Raw genomic sequence first — 17,010 nt, 5'->3', positions numbered from 1 at the left:
TTTTTCATAATAAAAGCTCGTTTGATAGAATGACTATCAAACTTCACTTTTTCCTTGAAAAACGTGCGATTTTTCTCATTTTTCATTGCAAATACAAAAGTTCAATACGCCCTATAATTTTTTAATAAACCTTAAAAATATCTAAGAAAAACTGGCAAAAAACACCATTAAAATAGGTGAGATAAGATTGGTAATAAAACCAAAGCTGATGACTAGCGGAATAATAGAAACTCCGCCCGCCTGCGTGAGTGTTGGCAGAGTAAAGTCAAGGCTGGTCACACCCCCAAGCCCTATCGCTGCCGATGATGAATGTCGCATGACCCATGGGATAAAGATGAGTGCCAACACTTCTCGCCCTAGGTCGTTTAGCAGTGCCACACTGCCCCACACCGCCCCATAAGCGTCCGTCATTATCGTGCCTGAGAGCGAGTACCAACCAAAACCCGATGACAACGCCAAGCCCTGAGCGACTGACACGTCATCAAAAAGCAGGGCAAAAAGGACACCTGAGAGCAGTGTTACCCCCACAAAGATCGAGCTGATTTGCAAGCCCCGCTTATTTAGCAGTGCTTGTTTGAGACTGACACCTGAGCCTTTGAGTGAAATACCCACCAAAAACAACAGTAGCATGAGTAGCACCGTCGTGGTCTTCTCTGGCGGGTGCCACGTGGTAGGTAAAAACTTAGCAATAATGAAGCCCATCGCCAAACACAGGATTTGGGTCAGACTGCCGTGAATGCTGACATTGGGCTTGGCAGTCGGGCTTTGCTGTGAGCGATACTGACAAGGCGACATACGGTCAAAAACTACCAAAGCCATCAACCCTGAGCCGATGGTTAGTACCATAAGTACCGACAGATACAGGGCGATATTGGCAAGTTTATGCTGTAAATCATCAACCAGTCCTAGCTCCATGCCAATCACCACCAAGATGATGAACACCAGATAATTAAGCCCACGCTCCGCCAAATGCGTGCTTTTTTTGCTGTTTGGTAGGGCAAAACCAACAAACATCGGGGTTAGGATAAGCAGAAGTGTGATGATACCTTGCATGGCGTGACGGCTGGTGAATGATTTTTGAAACATCAGAGAGTGAGCGTAAGATTATAGCATTTTTTGACAAATAGACAAGATTTTGATTAAAATTTATTCAAAATAAGTGATGTACATTCAATCAAAGTCCAAACCATTCAATCAAAAAGGACGGCGAAAACCGTCCTTGTGTATTTTACAAATCAAGCACTTAGAGCTGATTGGTGCCAAAGGTATCGCAGGCTTGGATGTCGCCCGTCTCAAAGCCCCGATAGAACCAACGCTGACGCTGAGCACTCGTGCCATGAGTAAAACTGTCAGGCATCACGTGTCCGTGCGATTTGTGTTGTAGATAGTCATCACCAATCTTCTCAGCAGCGTCTAGGGCTTCTTCGATGTCGCCCTGTTGTAAAAAGTCAGTGCGTTCATGGTTTTTCTTTGCCCACATGCCTGCAAAGCAGTCGGCTTGCAACTCTTGGCGGACGGACAGCTCATTTGCCTGTCGCTCATTGCCTTGCATTTGGGCTTTTCGCACTTCTTGGGATATTCCAAGCAGTGTCTGAATGTGATGTCCTACTTCATGAGCGATGACATAGGCTTGGGCAAAGTCGCCCACTTGGTCTTGGCGAGACAACTCGGTGCTGCCATGACGCTCACTGCCAATACCCATGTGCCGTCTCATGTCCACAAAAAACTGCGTGTCCAGATACACTTTTTGGTCGGCAGGGCAATAAAAAGGACCGCTGGCAGATGTCGCTGCCCCACACGCTGACTTGACCGAACCTGTGAACATCACCAATTTTGGTGGCTGATAAGTACCACCGAGTTTTGTAAAAATGGGTGTCCACACGTCTTCGGTATCGGCAAGCACAGTCGCCACGAACTCACGGCTCTCAGTTTGGTCGGCAGTCTCATTGGCAGGGGCGGATTGTTGGTGGGTCGCTTGCCCTATCTGCTGAGTGACCCCTAGCGTGGTCTCGGGACTGACTCCAAATACTTTCCACAGAACAAGGGCAAGGATGATACTGCCAATACTTAGCCCACCTGCCTTCATACCACCACCGCCACGGCGGTCTTCGATATTATTACTCTGTCTGCGACCACGCCACTGCATAGCTCACCTATTATCATAAAAATCAGCCTATTATAAGGCAAAATTGCAAAAAATCTGTAAGAATTTTTAAAAATTATGTATAATTAGCGTGTATTGAACATTGAGCCTTGCTTAGGAACTGACATGGTCTCACCACTTCCTTTTGAAACAGTCATTCATAACCCCAAAGACAAACCCATCGAACACGCCGTGATATGGCTTCATGGCTTAGGGGCGAACGGTCATGATTTCGTGCCTATCGTACCTGAGCTTGGACTCTCTGATGAGCTTAGTGTGCGATTCATTTTTCCGCACGCCCCATCAATTCCTGTGACCGTCAATGGCGGTTATGTCATGCCTGCATGGTATGACATCTTGGAGATGAGCCTAGACAGAAAGGTAGACACCGCCCAAATCAAAGCATCTAGCGAGCGTATTAATGACTTGATTGATGAACAAGTGCGTCTCGGCATACCCAGCCAGAACATCATCATCGCAGGGTTTTCCCAAGGTGGTGCCGTTGCTTATCACAACGCCCTGACCAACAGCCGACCATTGGCAGGACTACTTGCCTTATCCACTTATCTTGCCACCGAGCAGGAGATTGGCGAGCTTGGCACTAATGCATCCCTACCTGTTAAAATCGACCATGGCGATTACGATGATGTCGTGCCGTCGGTGCTTGGGGTCAAGGCAAACGAAAAACTCACCACTTTGGGTCTGTCGCCTGAATTTAAACGCTACGGCATGGCTCATCAAGTATGCATGGAGCAGATTAAAGACATTGGCAAATGGATGAATAAGGTGTTTGATAAAAGCTAAATAACAAAACCCTGTTTATACAGGGTTTTGTTATTCATAAACAGGGCTTATTTATTTGGTTTATTTGGCAAATCTCTAATCTCCCATGTCGGCGTGGATTCATAGACCTTTGGTGGGGCTTGAACTTTGGGATTTAAACCCACCGCAATCTTATGCCAAATTGACGAATTATCATACGCTTCTCGCTCGGCAATGGCTGCTTTCTTTTTGCGTTGGATTTGGTTGTTTTGAATGACGTAGACTGTGCGAGTATCGCTCGCCACCGTTTGGGCGTTTTTGTCCATCACGATGGCTTCTAGCGTGTACTCGCCTGCCACCAAATCAATGGTTGGTACGCTGGCGGTTAGCCCATCACCCACCACTTTGCCATTTAATAGCACCGCTGTGGTATAGCCCATCTCCAATGTTGGCGACACAGTAGCCTGCACATCAATGCTCTGGGCAGGGCGATGATAGGCACGGTCTTCGGCAGGCTCGGTGATTTGGATGTCATAAGCAAAGCTCAATGTCGGCAGGATAGATAATGCCACGCACATCGCTGATTTGAAAAAGGTTGATTTTGAAAAATGAGTCATCTAAGTTCCAATGTTACAAAATAATCTTATTGTACCCAAAAATCACCAAAAATGCACGCAAAACAAAACGGCATAAAACCAAATTCATGCCGTCTGTCTTTTTAGGGCGTACCCTAACGATTAGCAACGATAATACATATCAAATTCTAAGGGGTGTACCGCTTCATTAATACGCTGTACTTCTTTCATTTTTAGAGCGATATAGTCGTTAATCATCTCTTTGGTAAAGACCCCACCTTTTAACAAAAAGTCATGGTCATCACGCAGGGCATTTAGTGCCACTTCTAGATTTTCTGCCACCGTTGGGATAAGCATTTCTTCTTCTGGGGGCAAATCATACAAGTTTTTATCAGACGCTTCACCAGGGTCAATTTTATTTTCAATGCCGTCAAGCCCTGCCATAAGTAGTGCCGAAAACGCCAAATAAGGATTGGCTGATGGGTCAGGAAAACGCACTTCCACACGCACCGCCTTGGGGCTATTGACATGCGGAATGCGAATACTGGCAGAACGGTTGGAGGCAGAATAAGCCAGCTTAATCGGTGCCTCAAAGTGCGGTACAAGGCGTTTGTAGCTGTTGGTGCTAGGATTGGTAATGGCGTTCAAGGCACGAGCGTGCTTGATGACCCCACCAATAAAGTACAAAGCGGTCTTGGACAATCCTGCGTACTCATCGCCAGAAAATGTATTTACACCGTCTTTTGAGATAGACATATTCACATGCATGCCCGAGCCATTGTCTCCAACTAAGGGTTTGGGCATAAAAGTGGCGGTTTTGCCAAATTGACTGGCAACATTTTGTACGATGTATTTAAACTGCTGTACTTCGTCCGCTTTTTTAACGAGCGTATTAAACGAGATACCGATTTCTAGCTGACTGCTCGCCACTTCATGATGATGTACTTCAATACGACCTTCGCCCATGACTTCATCGATGCGGTCGCACATCACCGCACGCATGTCATGATAATGGTCAATGGGCGGTACGACGGCATACGCCCCTTTGACGGCAGGACGCTGACCGCTATTGCCCCACGCATAGTCTTTGTTGGTACTCCATGCCGCCGCTTCAGAAATGACGGCGTGTCTGGCTCCTGACATGTCAATGTCCCATTTGACTTCATCAAAGACAAAAAATTCAGGTTCAGGGCCTATCAAGGCTTTATCGCCCAGACCTGTCGATTTTAGGTACACTTCGGCACGCTTGGCGATAGAACGTGGGTCTTTGGCATAGCCTTGCATGGTGGCAGGTTCGATGATGTCGCACGCCACCACCACCGTTGGTACTTCAAAAAATGGGTCAAGATAGGCGGTATCAGCGTCCGGCAACAAAATCATGTCCGAGCTTTCCACGCCTTTCCACCCTGCCACGCTTGACGCATCAAACATCTTACCGTCTTCTAGGGTGTCTTCGTCCACGCTGTATGCAGGAAAGGTTAGGTGCATTTCTTTGCCGTGTGTGTCGGTAAAACGAAAATCCACCCATTTCGCCCCTGATGATTCAATCAAGTCAAGTAACTTATTCGCCATGCTCGCTCCAAATTTGTAACTTAGTTAATCGGTTAAACTGCTATAATTTACCACCGCTTTGGCTTTTATGCAAACGGTATTTTATGATAAATTTGTGTTTATTCATGAAAAATTATCAGCACCACTTTTAGCCTAAGAAAACAAATATACTCCAAAACCAACATTAATCTGGTAAATTCATCTGCGACTGGTCGGGATTTAACCCAAAATAAAACACAAACGTCGCCACCATGCTATTTGCCAAAATAAATGCCAAATCCAAGCTCTCATGCCCCATCACAAACCGCCCAAGCAGTGCCGATACCGCAAGCATGACCACAAAACACGCCAATAATAGCTGTATCATGGTCGGGTGTGTGAGTGTGTAATTTGTGCCTGCTTTGCGTTTGGGATTTAGGATTTTTAAATTTATCATAAATCCGATGACATATACCGCACTACCCAATATCAAATAACCAAGAAAACCCATCTTTATTTACCTTAATTTACCTTATCCGCCCAAACGTTTACAGTGAGCCGTTTTTTGTTTTATCTCACCATAATTAATCGCCCCCAGCTCATAACTAAAATTATCTTTATCAATCACCGTTACCGCTTGTATTATTGGGCTATTTTCTCTAAACATCTCTGTAAATAAAGCCTGCATTTCTGGCTCCTTCTCATATTCTCGTTGTTTTGATATGGCATTATAAATCATTACATGATTAATATTCCCCGCATTTACTGTCAAATGCTTACCATCAAAATCCCAATTATCTTGCGTACTCATAAAGACCGATTGAATGTCTATCCCTTGATAAATCTGCCGAGTTTCGCCATAACCTACCGAACGCCCATCAGCAAAGAAATGGTGCATATTTTGACTTTTGGTAACATTGCCGTCTACTTGCTCTATCAATAAATCACATTGCCAAACCCCAACCAAATCATCTTTATTAAAAGCGGTGTTGGCATAAGTCATGGTCGCCATGAGACTTATGATACTGGTGATGAATAATTTTTTCATGGCTGATATTTATTCCTATGTTTTTAATATTAAAATGACTAATATAAATTAAGCGACAATTTTTAATTTGATATAGGGCAAATTAATTCACCCTATATCAAATTAAAAATTAACCAATAATCAATCAATCTTTTAAATTAACATTGGATTTATCATGCCATTGGCAATAATTCCAACTTCTCGCCCTGCTCTACCGCCTTGCGATTTTTTATGGTATTCGCCCAGCGTATGACATTCTGGTATTCGTATACACTCAAAAATTCAGACGCGTTATATTTGGCATAGTCATTCTCGCCAATGTACAAATTGCCTAGCACCAACGCCCCATACCACGGATAAATCGCCATATCAGCAATGCTGTACTCGCCCGCCATATAGTCATGCTCCGCCAAATGCTTGTCTAGCACATCAAGCTGGCGTTTGGTTTCCATTGCATAGCGGTTAATGGCGTACTCAATCGGTGTGGGAGCATAGGCATAAAAATGCCCAAAGCCACCACCAACAAAGGGAGCTGAACCCATTTGCCACATGAGCCACGACAGCATTTGGGTGTGGTCGGTTGGATTTTTTGGTAAAAATTTGTCATACTTTTGGGCAAGATAAAGTAGTATCGCCCCACTTTCAAACACCGATATGGGCGTGTCGGTGCTATAATCCACGAGTGCAGGGATTTTGGAATTGGGGTTAATTTCCACAAAGCCTGTGCCAAACTGCTCGCCATTCATGATATTGATTTTAAAAGCGTCATAGTCAAGTAGCCCCAACGCCTTTAACTCTTCTAAGATGATATTAACCTTAATGCCGTTGGGCGTGTTTAGGCTGTATAACTGATAAGGCTTATCGCCTTTTGGCAAGGTCTGTTCGTGCCTTGCCCCTGCACTAGGTCGGTTGATACCGCCAAATTTTCCGCCCATGTCATTAGGCGTCCAAACTTTTGGGGGTGTGTAGCTCATAACTTTACTCCAAATTAAATTTTACGTTTGCAATGGTTATTTTCAATATCGGTTGGAAAATCTTCATCAATGCTTTCAAAGGCGGTAATATAAGTGTCTTTGTCGATAAAACGAATGCGAACCATCATTTCATCTGCCATCTCTTTTTCAAAATTTGCCCGCTCTATGATGGATTTTGCAATCAAAATTGAATCCTTGCTGTGCTTGGGAAAATCGTCTGTACTGTTGTAATTTGGCATATCCACCGCATAAGATTGAACAACCCCATCATAATAAACAACCTTATCGCCCATCACACGATATTTAAACAACATTCTGACGGTGTCTATTTAATAAAAATCATCATCTTTATCCCATTGATGCACAATAGATTTTTCGGACAATATGCCATCATCACGATATTCAATATCGCTGGTATGGTGAAAATATTCATCTTCTACGCCCTTACATTCCCATTTACCCACCAAACTCTGTTCAAGATTTGCCATTACTAATGTTGGTAAAAACAAAATACACGCAAGAAAATTTTTAAGCATTATTATCTTCAATTAATATACAATCAATCATTAAAACCAAACTTATTTTAAGCGTTGGCAATACCCTTCAAAACCATCTTCAAAATAATAACGGTGTTTATCTTTGCCATCAAATTCAAGATAATGCCAATTGTTTTCTTCAAAACTCTCCATCATTAATGCCCTACCTTCTGCATTTACTTTATCGTCAAATTTATAAAAGCCACCATCAGGTAAAATAAAATAATATTGATAATAAGTGATGTCTGGATTACTCATTAATAGTTTATTATCTTTGAGTTGCCATTGATAATTCATGATACTAAATTCCAATTCAGGCAAATTATCTGCTTTTTCTTTGATTTCCATAAACTCAGTTGCCGTACCATCGGCATAATAACGCATGAGTGTTTTCACCGAATGATATTCACTATCTGCCACGCAACGCCAATCACCTACCACATCAGGGACAGATATATTGCTATTTGCTAAGGCTGTCATGGGTAATATCATCGCCCATAAAAGAGATTTTTGCATGATTATTCCTTATAAAATAAAACCAAATAAACCTTGTTTATGACACGTGGTAAATGTCTGACTGTCCACATCATTCATGATAAAAGATTTTTTATTAATAAAATGAATATCAAACGTTCTTTTGTTAATGTCATTATTCATCATGTCCTGCACCATTGGCAAGGATTTTTGTAGGGCGATATTTGCCTGCTCCAAATCATCTTTATTGGCATTTGGCATTCTGACGGCATAATTATGAAATTGATGATTGCCATAATACAGGGTCTCTTGTGCCAATATCCATGACGATTTGGCAGTGGCGGATTCGATTTGATAGGCATAATCGCTGGGCTGTCCATAATAAATGCGAATATGCTCGTGCATGGTGTGGTTTTTAAAAAACTGCAACTGACTTTCTTGTTTGATGAGCGGATTGGCGTGTTTGACATGGCATTGCCATTTGCCAATCAGGGCTTTATCGCTATCGGCATGGGGACTATATGACGGATTGGCAAGACCCATTATCGGCAGTATCATGCACAGACTTAGACTGGCACTCATCATGCGTTTAGACATAGCCAATTTCCTTTAAAAACTGATATAACTCATCGGCAAATTTGGCGTACCCTACCCCATTGGCGTGGATTTGGTCGGATTTGAGTTTATCGTCCGATAAGATAGTTGACCATGCTTTTTCAAGTAACGGCACGCCCATCTCGCTCGCCACGTCTTTATACACAGGGTTATCGCTTGCCTTGCCAAACAGGGCACTGGCGGATAAATGTGGCTCGGCAATCAGCACCACAGGGATATTTTTGTTTTGCAGAGCCTTGATAATGCTTACCAAATTAGCACGGGTTTCGCTGGCATTTACTCGTCTTAGCACGTCATTACCGCCAATGCCTAGTAGCACCAATTTGGGATTTTCGCTAATGACGCTGTCCATACGGTTAAGTACGTCTTTGGTCGTATCGCCATTAACGCCCATATTGATGATGTTCCAACCTGTTTTTTGAGCAAGGACAACAGGATAGCTTTGGGATTTGTCCGCCCCATAGCCAAAGGTCAAGCTGTCGCCCAATGCCACCACCCTACCGCCTTGGGCAAGTTTGGCGACTTTGGGCGTATCACTACACGCCATCGCTAGGACGATGGGCGAAATGGCAAGGGTTTTTAAAAATAATCGGCGACTTTTCATAATTTTAGCTTGGTTAAAAAAGATTAGTATATCACAAATACACGCAATTTTTTGTTTCATTACGGCGTGGTTTTGGTATCAAAATGCAAATCTCATCATCGCCCAATTCAATCTTATCATCATTTAAACCAAATACATCTTTTAAATGTTTTTTGTCATTGGTTAAAATATAATTGGTAATATTAGACTTCCTGCAAAACCCAAAAATAAGGAAAACCGTTCGTGGTGAGCTTGTCGAACCATAAGGCTAGTTATAATATTGTTGGTTTCATTCAACTCTTGAATATAATCTGCATAATTAATCATACCACTATTCGCAAGCTGAAAACCTGTAAAATTATCTTCTTCATTAATCTTAATCAGGTATTCTTCTTGCTGATAGGTGATTTGATATTTTCCAATTTCATTTTCTGATTTTTCAGAAATACCTATTTGATTAGCAAAATAATTAGCAATACCATTATAAGTATCAATGTGATTATAATCATTAAATGTCATTTTTTCAATTTGTTTTTCCATCAAACTTTTGTGAAACATAAATTCATAAGCCAATGGTAATTTTAACGATTTTTCATCGGTTGTTAAATAATTAATAGCATCAAAATTTATGGATAAATAACGATTAGAAAATATAATAACTTGTAGATTATTCTGAATCAACCAATTAATTCTCAATTTTTGAAGAAAGTCACTGGAGTATTTTAATTGATTTTTTAATATTGATAATTCACGGGTTAACTCTTTCCTGATTTTTTCTTTATCATTTAATTGTAGTAATTCTAAATGCCATAAGCGTTGGGTGCGTAGCAAAGCAATATAAGTATAAGATGGAAAATAAGTTTTGTCCAAATAAACCGCAGGTGGTTTATTTAAAAATAGCTTATAGCGTGTAATAAATTTCTGGTTATCATTGGTCAAAGACTGCCAATGTTCTTTATTGGCAATAAAATCTTTAAAGCATTCTTTTTGGGTTAAGGTGCAAAATACAGTTGAATGTAGTTGCTCTGGCACTTCTGGCAATGCTGGATAACTCCCCCTTATGTTTTTGGAGAAAATTTCTTTTTCTTCATCAGTAACATTTTGCAGGTTTAGTATTTGATGATAAAGGTATTTTCCATTGGTAATAATATCATCACTATCATATGCCAAGCCATACAACAAATAAAAACTTTCTATGTTATCATTAGTTGCATTATTTAACTGTTCGGCACGAATGTTTTCCAATTGCTTAAATGCATTATTTTTGGGTTCATCGGCATTGGTAGAAACTGCAAAAAATACAGTAGTTAATACAAGTGTTTTTAAAATATTTTTGTAAATACGAATTGTCATTTTATTTCCTTATTGGTAACAAAAAGGACGAAAAATTTCCGCCCTTTTTATATCAAAATTTCACTCAATCAAAGCAAAATCCGTCTTGGGTCAGCCAAAAGTTTGGCAATATAGCGAGTGAACACCGCCGCATCCGCTCCGTTAATCGTACGATGGTCGTATGACAACGATAGCGGTAGCATAAGACGTGGTTCAAACTCTTTGCCGTTCCAGCGTGGCTGGTAGGTAGATTCAGAAATCCCCAAAATCGCCACTTGTGGGTGATTAACCAGCGGTGTGAAGTAAGTACCACCCATGTTGCCTTGACTTGAAATGGTAAATGACGCACCTTGCAAGTCTTTGGCGGACAGTTTCTTATCACGGGCTTTTTTAGCAAGCTCACCAATCTCAATGGCAAGCTGGCGAATGCCTTTGGCTTGGGCATCACGAATCACAGGCACAATCAAGCCGTCATCGGTCGCCACCGCAATACCCATGTTCACCGATTTACGGATAATCATTTGGGTGTTGTCATCCGACACGTGGCTGTTGAATTTGGGGTGCTGAGTCAGAGCATACGCCACCGCCTTAACGATAAACGCCAAAATAGTAAGGCTCACGCCTTGTGCCTTAAACTCGGCTTTTAGCTCGTTACGCATGGCTTCGGTGTCGGTAATGTCCGCCAAGTCAAACTGCGTAACCTGTGGCAAAAGCGTGTTTAGGTTAAGCTGTGGGATAGAGACTTTTTGTAGGCGAGATAGGTCTTGAACTTCAATCTCACCCCAGATTTCCTTGTTACTCATGTCAGGCAGTGGTGGCAGACTAATCGCCGAACCGCTTGCCACGCTGGCAGTGGGCTTGGTGCTGGCACTGCTGATGACCGACTTGACATAGCCAAACAAGTCTTCTTTTAGGATACGACCGTGTGGAGCTGTTCCTTTAACAAGACTAATATCCACGCCCAATTCACGAGCCAACTTACGCACGGCAGGCCCTGCGTGAGCGTCTTTGGCACGAGCGTTCACTTCTGCTTCTGGCAGTTTGGCACCGCTTGCAGGGGCAGAAGTTTGGGCGGGGGCTTTTGGTGCTTCTGCCTTAGGCGTATCAGCTTTGACTTCTGCTTTGGGTTCGCTTGGGGCAGACGTTTGGGCAGGGGCAGAACCACCTTTAATGGTAATAAAGGCTTGACCGTTGGTTACGGTATCGCCAGCATTTACCAAAATCGCCTCTACCACGCCGTCAAGTGGGGCTGGCACTTCCACAGATGCTTTGTCAGACTCGACAAGTAGCAAAGACTGACCTTCGGTAACGCTATCGCCAACCTTAACAAGCACTTCGGCAACTTCGGCGCTATCCACGCCCAAATCAGGTAGGCTGTGCGTTTGACTTGCACCGCCCGAGACCGCACTTGGTGCTGGTTCAGATTTTGGCTCTTCAGCTGTTGGAGCTTGTGGCTCTTCTTTTGGTTCTTGTGGGACTTCTTGAGCTTCTGCTTTTGAAGTAGAGTCAGATTGACCTACTTCTACTTCAAAAAGGGCTGTACCCTCAGAGATACTGTCGCCAACTTTTACCAAAACGGAGGTTACGGTACCGCCCACAGGGGACGGCACTTCTACGGACGCTTTGTCAGATTCTGCCAAAATTAGGCTGTCATTTTCAGAAATAACATCGCCAACTTTCACCAAAATTTCTGCCACTTCGGCACTGTCTACACCCAAATCGGGGGCTTTAATTTGCATGATCTGTCTCCTTATTTGGGTTCGGTAATATTGCTGTCATTAAGCAGTTTGGCATCTGCCTTATCTTCGCTACGCCCTTCGGTGCTGATGGCACTGTCTGGCTCATCTTTTAGCTCAGGCACGGCTTTTGGTGTTGGGCGTGCAGGAGCTGGGGCATCTGGGTAGTAGTCATGGTGTGGTTGCGGCTGCCATGCAGGAAGTTGGTCGGCATCAATACCAAAGCTAGAAATGGCATCTTTAACCAAACGCACGTCAATCTCGCCCTCATCCGCCAACTTTTTCAAGGTGGCGACCACGATATGAGCTGCATCCACATTAAAGAAGCTACGCAAGTTGGCACGAGTGTCCGAACGTCCAAAACCGTCTGTGCCTAGCGTGGTATAAGGGCGTGTGTCAGGTAGCCAGCCACGAATCTGCTCAGGATAGTTACGCATATAGTCGGTAGCAGCAACCACGATACCTTTGTGTGGGGCAAGCTGTGTGGTGACCCAAGGCAGTTTTGGTTCGTCCGTTGGGTGCAAGCGGTTGTAATCGTCGCACGCCATGCCGTCACGAGTCAGCTCGTTAAAGCTCGTTACACTCCATACGTTGGCTTTGATGTTAAACTCTTCTGCCAAGATACGAGCCGCTTTTTGCACTTCTCTTAGAATCACGCCTGAGCCAAGTAGCTGCACTTGGGTTGAGCCGTTGTCTTCTAGTAGGTACATACCACGTTTGATACCCTCCTCAATGGCTTGTCTGTTGTCGCCAATGGCAGGTTGGTCGTAGTTTTCATTCATGAGTGTGATATAATAGTACACACGTTCACCATTGCCATACATACGTTTTAGACCGTCATGCATGATAACAGCAAGCTCATAGCCAAAGCATGGGTCATAGCTGACACAGTTTGGCACGGTGCCAAATAGAATATGGCTGTGTCCGTCTTGGTGCTGCAAGCCCTCGCCGTTTAGCGTGGTACGTCCTGCGGTCGCCCCAAACAAGAAGCCTTGGGCTTGCATATCGCCTGCTGCCCATGCTAGGTCACCAATACGCTGGAAGCCAAACATCGAGTAGTAGATGTACATCGGAATCATCGGCAGAGCATTGGTCGAGTAGCTTGTGGCAAGGCTAATCCACGAACTCATCGCCCCTGCTTCGTTAATGCCCTCTTCTAGCATATGCCCGTCTTTGGCTTCTTTGTAGCCCATGAGTGCTTCGGCATCTTCGGCAACATAGTTTTGACCGACTGATGAATAAATGCCAAGCTGACGGAACATGCCCTCCAATCCAAAGGTACGAGCTTCATCAGGGACGATAGGCACAACGTATTTGTTTAGCCCTTTGTCTTTTAATAGTGCCGAAAGCAAACGCACAAATACCATGGTCGTGGATTGTTCTTTGCCTTTACTGCCTTGTAACACACCGTCAAACACAGACAATTCGGGGATTTCTAGTGGGATATGACCGCTACGGCGAGCAGGCAAATGTCCGCCCAAAGATTCACGGCGGCCCATGAGGTATTTGTATTCAGGACTGTCTTCGCTTGGGCGGTAAAATGGCAAGTTTTGCAATTCATCATCGCTGATTGGTAGGTCAAATCTGTCACGGAAGTATTTTAGACCACTCTCGTCTAGTTTTTTTAATTGGTGAGCTTTGTTTACCGCTTGGATTTGCTTGGATAGACCATAGCCCTTGACAGTTTTGACAAGGATAGCGGTTGGCTGACCTTTGGTTTTCATGGCTTCGGCATAAGCAGCATACACCTTTTTGGGGTCGTGTCCGCCACGGTTTAGACGCATGATTTCATCATCAGACAAGGCAGACGCCATGTCGGCAAGCTCTGGGTATTTACCAAAGAATTCTTTGCGTACAAACGCACCGTCACGAGCGGTATAAAGCTGATATTCGCCGTCCACCACCTCTTCCATGCGTTGCTTTAACGCACCTGATGTGTCTTTGGCAAGTAGGCTGTCCCAATGGTCACCCCAAATGACTTTAATCACACGCCAGCCTGCCCCACGGAACACCGATTCTAACTCTTGAATAATTTTGCCATTACCACGCACAGGACCGTCAAGGCGTTGTAGATTACAGTTGATGACCCAAATTAGGTTATCAAGCTTTTCACGACCTGCCATGCTAATCGCACCCAAGCTCTCTGGCTCGTCTGTTTCGCCGTCGCCCAAGAACGCCCACACTTTGCGGTCTTCGTCCTTAATCAAGCTACGGTTGGTTAGGTACTTTTGAGTACGGGCTTGATAGATACTCATCAAAGGCCCAAGACCCATCGATACAGTCGGGAACTGCCAGTAGTCAGGCATCAAATAAGGGTGCGGATAGCTTGATAGACCTTTGCCGTCCACTTCACGGCGGAAGTTTTTGAGTTGTTCTTCTGACAGACGACCTTCCATAAAGGAGCGAGCGTACATACCTGGGGCACCATGACCTTGATAATAAATCATGTCGCCACCGTGGTTCTCGCTTGGAGCTCGCCAAAAGTGGTTAAAGCCAGTTTCATACAGGGTTGCCGATGACGCAAATGTCGCCAAATGCCCACCCAAATCGTCGTCATTTAGGTTAGCACGCATCACCATCGCTAGGGCGTTATAACGCATGATTGAGCGGATTTTACGCTCTAGGTGCAAATCCCCTGGGTAAGCAGGCTCGTCCTCGGCGGGAATGGTATTGACATAAGCAGTATCTAGGCGGTTAAAAGGCAAGCCTTCTTGTACTGCTTTGTTATATAGGGCTTTTAATAAGAATTGAGCCCGCTCTTTGTCGGCGTTTTTGATGACCGACTCAAATGCATCAAGCCACTCTTGGGTTTCTACATGGTCGGAATCGTTGTAATAGGTCGTCATAAAATTTTCCTACTGTTGTGAATGCTAAGATAAACTTAGCGATGAATGTCAAGCACAGATAGCTTGACAGAAAACTGTGTCACTTTTGTGAAAAGCTGTGAAAAGTTACTTTTTATAAAAGCTAATTTTAGTCATATATTATAAAAGACTTTGCCTAAAATTTGTTATGTCTTTTGGTAAATGTTTATCATTGAACTATTTTTTAAATAAATAGGGCGTGCTGAACATTGATGACATTTTTATGAAATAAGATGAAAATTTGAATGCTTTAATCCATTTTTGCATGAAAAATGGCTAAATCTTGTGGCTCGAAGTCAAAAACTTGCTTGATAGAATGACTATCAATCTTAAGTTTTTTCCTTGAAAAACGTGCGATTTTTCGTGATTTTCATTGCAAATACCAACATTCAACACGTCCTAGTGAAAATAAATTTTGGATGAAATCATAACAGACATCTCACCCCAAGCCCACTAGCCAAACACGTATCAACTACCACCAAAGGATGACCAAGCAGAACAAGTCACTGATAAAACGCTTGTACTGTTTTCTCGCCATCTTTGACAATGTCCACAGGCGTATCATCGCACGGCACTTGATAAATGGTGTTCGCCCCTTTAAAAATATAGACCACATAAGGACTGTCAAGCAGTGGATTGATGTTCTGACTGGCGTCCTTGATCTTTGCCAATACCATCATCTCATCAGGGCGTGCCAGTACACGCTCGACATCAGATTTATCAAGCGATAAGGCATTCACACCAAAATAATCCCACGCCTCATCCACGCTTATCTCATCCAAAGGTTCAGGGTTATCCCACAGCGTTTTTGCTCCGTCAGGCTCTTTCATTTGCATGACAAAACCGCCTGCCTGCTCACTCACTTTTATCTGAGCAGGGCTATTTTTCTCAACGCCATAACAGCCGACAAATGCCCCTGCCTGCCCATCTGCTTTGGCAGTCGAGGCATTATCGGTTGGGGCGGTTTGGTTGCAGGCGGTTAAGCTAAGGGCAAAGAAAATGGATAGGATACAAGAATAAGATTTGATAGACATGGTGTGATTAATAAAGGTTAAGTTAAATTGATTCTTGTCAGTTTTTGATTTTAGATGATTTTATTAATTTTAAAAGCAAATCATCAAGCACTGACATCATTTAAAAAAATGATAAGTTTGTTAAGAGGTAAATTTTAAAAAAAACAAAATTGCAATCAACAATATTTTTAGACAATCCCCATCGGAATGCATTGCAATTTGTTTATGTTAAAATCTTATTATTTTTGGCAAATGCGACTGTTACCGATATTTGTTATTTGAAAAATTATTCAAATAACAAACCAAACCATCACTCAGGACGGCTAGACAGACGATGATAGCCCACGCTCTCACCAACATCACCGACAAAGCCAAGCTGTCGCCACACTTCATACAGACAAATCGCCACGCTGTTAGACAGGTTTAAACTGCGAGAGTCGGGGAGCATGGGCAATCTTAGCCAGTTATCCGCCCCAATGTCATCACGCACAAAAGACGGCAAACCGTCCGTTTCCGAACCGAACACCAGTGCCACCGAGCTGTTACCAACTTTAAAATCATAGTCATAAAACGGACGGCTAAACTTGGTCGTCATCGCCACGACCGTATCCACGCCCACACTTGCCAAATAAGCACGGCACGCCTGCCAGTCATCATGCACTTGCATGTTGGCATATTCATGATAATCAAGACCCGCCCGTCTTAGCTTTTTATCATCAAGCTCAAAGGCTAAGGGCTTGATAAGGTGCAGTTTCGCCCCTGTATTGGCACACAGACGAATGGCATTGCCGGTATTGTTGGGGATTTTGGGGGTGTAGAGAACGATATGAATTTGTTTCATGGTTG

18 protein-coding genes are annotated in these 17,010 nt (G+C 43.5%); 1 reads left to right on the top strand and 17 read right to left on the bottom strand.

The window, feature by feature from the left end:
• Positions 1-141: 141 nt before the first annotated feature.
• Together K941_RS0101415 and ypfJ are read right to left on the bottom strand one after the other, a co-directional pair.
• Positions 142-1,053 carry a LysO family transporter gene (locus tag K941_RS0101415; RefSeq protein ID WP_029102200.1) on the bottom strand — a complete coding sequence of 304 codons (912 nt, stop codon included), beginning with the start codon at positions 1,051-1,053 and terminating at the stop codon, positions 142-144.
• 190 nt (positions 1,054-1,243) lie between these two features.
• Positions 1,244-2,146: a KPN_02809 family neutral zinc metallopeptidase gene (gene ypfJ, locus K941_RS0101410; RefSeq protein WP_029102199.1), complete on the bottom strand. Its 903-nt coding sequence runs from the start codon at positions 2,144-2,146 to the stop codon at positions 1,244-1,246.
• A gap of 123 nt (positions 2,147-2,269) precedes the next feature.
• Here ypfJ and K941_RS0101405 point away from each other — a divergent pair, with 123 nt between their 5' ends.
• Positions 2,270-2,947, top strand: a complete 678-nt coding sequence (locus K941_RS0101405) for an alpha/beta hydrolase (protein ID WP_029102198.1) — start codon at positions 2,270-2,272, stop codon at positions 2,945-2,947.
• Positions 2,948-2,994: 47 nt separating this feature from the next.
• Here K941_RS0101405 and K941_RS16285 read toward each other — a convergent pair whose 3' ends face one another.
• The 15 genes from K941_RS16285 to K941_RS0101330 all read right to left on the bottom strand — a co-directional run bounded on the left by K941_RS16285 (position 2,995) and on the right by K941_RS0101330 (position 17,005).
• Positions 2,995-3,522 (bottom strand): hypothetical protein, encoded by a 528-nt coding sequence (locus tag K941_RS16285; RefSeq protein ID WP_029102197.1) that lies wholly within the window; start codon positions 3,520-3,522, stop codon positions 2,995-2,997.
• Positions 3,523-3,642: 120 nt separating this feature from the next.
• Positions 3,643-5,052, bottom strand: a complete 1,410-nt coding sequence (gene glnA / locus K941_RS0101395; protein WP_029102196.1) for a type I glutamate--ammonia ligase — start codon at positions 5,050-5,052, stop codon at positions 3,643-3,645.
• 163 nt (positions 5,053-5,215) lie between these two features.
• On the bottom strand, positions 5,216-5,521 hold the full coding sequence (locus K941_RS0101390) for a hypothetical protein (protein WP_029102195.1): 306 nt from the start codon (positions 5,519-5,521) through the stop codon (positions 5,216-5,218).
• Positions 5,522-5,542: 21 nt separating this feature from the next.
• A complete protein-coding gene (locus K941_RS0101385) occupies positions 5,543-6,058 on the bottom strand; it encodes a hypothetical protein (protein WP_029102194.1) in 516 nt (171 codons plus the stop codon).
• 152 nt (positions 6,059-6,210) lie between these two features.
• On the bottom strand, positions 6,211-7,011 hold the full coding sequence (yghU, locus tag K941_RS0101380; protein WP_036387167.1) for a glutathione-dependent disulfide-bond oxidoreductase: 801 nt from the start codon (positions 7,009-7,011) through the stop codon (positions 6,211-6,213).
• A gap of 14 nt (positions 7,012-7,025) precedes the next feature.
• On the bottom strand, positions 7,026-7,325 hold the full coding sequence (locus tag K941_RS0101375) for a hypothetical protein (RefSeq protein ID WP_029102192.1): 300 nt from the start codon (positions 7,323-7,325) through the stop codon (positions 7,026-7,028).
• A 15-nt stretch (positions 7,326-7,340) separates the two neighbouring features.
• Positions 7,341-7,499, bottom strand: coding sequence for a hypothetical protein (locus tag K941_RS0101370; RefSeq protein WP_156892285.1), 159 nt, complete (start codon positions 7,497-7,499; stop codon positions 7,341-7,343).
• A gap of 90 nt (positions 7,500-7,589) precedes the next feature.
• Positions 7,590-8,063, bottom strand: coding sequence for a hypothetical protein (locus K941_RS0101365; RefSeq protein ID WP_029102190.1), 474 nt, complete (start codon positions 8,061-8,063; stop codon positions 7,590-7,592).
• A gap of 9 nt (positions 8,064-8,072) precedes the next feature.
• Positions 8,073-8,618, bottom strand: a complete 546-nt coding sequence (locus tag K941_RS0101360) for a hypothetical protein (RefSeq protein WP_029102189.1) — start codon at positions 8,616-8,618, stop codon at positions 8,073-8,075.
• Positions 8,611-9,240, bottom strand: a complete 630-nt coding sequence (locus tag K941_RS0101355) for a GDSL-type esterase/lipase family protein (RefSeq protein WP_029102188.1) — start codon at positions 9,238-9,240, stop codon at positions 8,611-8,613. Before K941_RS0101355 ends, K941_RS0101360 begins: the two co-directional genes overlap by 8 nt.
• 162 nt (positions 9,241-9,402) lie before the next feature.
• Positions 9,403-10,572, bottom strand: a complete 1,170-nt coding sequence (locus K941_RS0101350; protein ID WP_029102187.1) for a hypothetical protein — start codon at positions 10,570-10,572, stop codon at positions 9,403-9,405.
• Positions 10,573-10,640: 68 nt separating this feature from the next.
• Positions 10,641-12,290, bottom strand: coding sequence for a dihydrolipoyllysine-residue acetyltransferase (locus K941_RS0101345; protein WP_029102186.1), 1,650 nt, complete (start codon positions 12,288-12,290; stop codon positions 10,641-10,643).
• 11 nt (positions 12,291-12,301) lie between these two features.
• On the bottom strand, positions 12,302-15,133 hold the full coding sequence (aceE, locus tag K941_RS0101340) for a pyruvate dehydrogenase (acetyl-transferring), homodimeric type (RefSeq protein WP_029102185.1): 2,832 nt from the start codon (positions 15,131-15,133) through the stop codon (positions 12,302-12,304).
• Between the two features lie 521 nt (positions 15,134-15,654).
• The gene (locus tag K941_RS0101335) at positions 15,655-16,185 is read right to left on the bottom strand and encodes a hypothetical protein (protein ID WP_029102184.1); all 531 of its coding nucleotides are present in this window, start codon (positions 16,183-16,185) and stop codon (positions 15,655-15,657) included.
• Positions 16,186-16,474: 289 nt separating this feature from the next.
• Positions 16,475-17,005 carry a tRNA (cytidine(34)-2'-O)-methyltransferase gene (locus K941_RS0101330; protein ID WP_029102183.1) on the bottom strand — a complete coding sequence of 177 codons (531 nt, stop codon included), beginning with the start codon at positions 17,003-17,005 and terminating at the stop codon, positions 16,475-16,477.
• Positions 17,006-17,010 lie beyond the last annotated feature (5 nt).

The sequence above is a fragment of the Moraxella caprae DSM 19149 genome, from assembly GCF_000426885.1.
Lineage (GTDB): Bacteria > Pseudomonadota > Gammaproteobacteria > Pseudomonadales > Moraxellaceae > Moraxella > Moraxella caprae.
The sequence above is the reverse complement of the archived record's forward strand: the minus strand, read 5'-3'. Positions and strand labels throughout refer to the sequence as shown.

Bases quoted from the DNA above. Each gene is read 5' to 3' on its own strand.
- K941_RS0101415 (WP_029102200.1), bottom strand. From the start codon at position 1,053: ATGCAAGGTATCATCACACTTCTGCTTATCCTAACCCCGATGTTTGTT.
- ypfJ (WP_029102199.1), bottom strand. From the start codon at position 2,146: ATGCAGTGGCGTGGTCGCAGACAGAGTAATAATATCGAAGACCGCCGT.
- K941_RS0101405 (WP_029102198.1), top strand. From the start codon at position 2,270: ATGGTCTCACCACTTCCTTTTGAAACAGTCATTCATAACCCCAAAGAC.
- K941_RS16285 (WP_029102197.1), bottom strand. From the start codon at position 3,522: ATGACTCATTTTTCAAAATCAACCTTTTTCAAATCAGCGATGTGCGTG.
- glnA (WP_029102196.1), bottom strand. From the start codon at position 5,052: ATGGCGAATAAGTTACTTGACTTGATTGAATCATCAGGGGCGAAATGG.
- K941_RS0101390 (WP_029102195.1), bottom strand. From the start codon at position 5,521: ATGGGTTTTCTTGGTTATTTGATATTGGGTAGTGCGGTATATGTCATC.
- K941_RS0101385 (WP_029102194.1), bottom strand. From the start codon at position 6,058: ATGAAAAAATTATTCATCACCAGTATCATAAGTCTCATGGCGACCATG.
- yghU (WP_036387167.1), bottom strand. From the start codon at position 7,011: ATGAGCTACACACCCCCAAAAGTTTGGACGCCTAATGACATGGGCGGA.
- K941_RS0101375 (WP_029102192.1), bottom strand. From the start codon at position 7,325: ATGTTGTTTAAATATCGTGTGATGGGCGATAAGGTTGTTTATTATGAT.
- K941_RS0101370 (WP_156892285.1), bottom strand. From the start codon at position 7,499: ATGGCAAATCTTGAACAGAGTTTGGTGGGTAAATGGGAATGTAAGGGC.
- K941_RS0101365 (WP_029102190.1), bottom strand. From the start codon at position 8,063: ATGCAAAAATCTCTTTTATGGGCGATGATATTACCCATGACAGCCTTA.
- K941_RS0101360 (WP_029102189.1), bottom strand. From the start codon at position 8,618: ATGTCTAAACGCATGATGAGTGCCAGTCTAAGTCTGTGCATGATACTG.
- K941_RS0101355 (WP_029102188.1), bottom strand. From the start codon at position 9,240: ATGAAAAGTCGCCGATTATTTTTAAAAACCCTTGCCATTTCGCCCATC.
- K941_RS0101350 (WP_029102187.1), bottom strand. From the start codon at position 10,572: ATGACAATTCGTATTTACAAAAATATTTTAAAAACACTTGTATTAACT.
- K941_RS0101345 (WP_029102186.1), bottom strand. From the start codon at position 12,290: ATGCAAATTAAAGCCCCCGATTTGGGTGTAGACAGTGCCGAAGTGGCA.
- aceE (WP_029102185.1), bottom strand. From the start codon at position 15,133: ATGACGACCTATTACAACGATTCCGACCATGTAGAAACCCAAGAGTGG.
- K941_RS0101335 (WP_029102184.1), bottom strand. From the start codon at position 16,185: ATGTCTATCAAATCTTATTCTTGTATCCTATCCATTTTCTTTGCCCTT.
- K941_RS0101330 (WP_029102183.1), bottom strand. From the start codon at position 17,005: ATGAAACAAATTCATATCGTTCTCTACACCCCCAAAATCCCCAACAAT.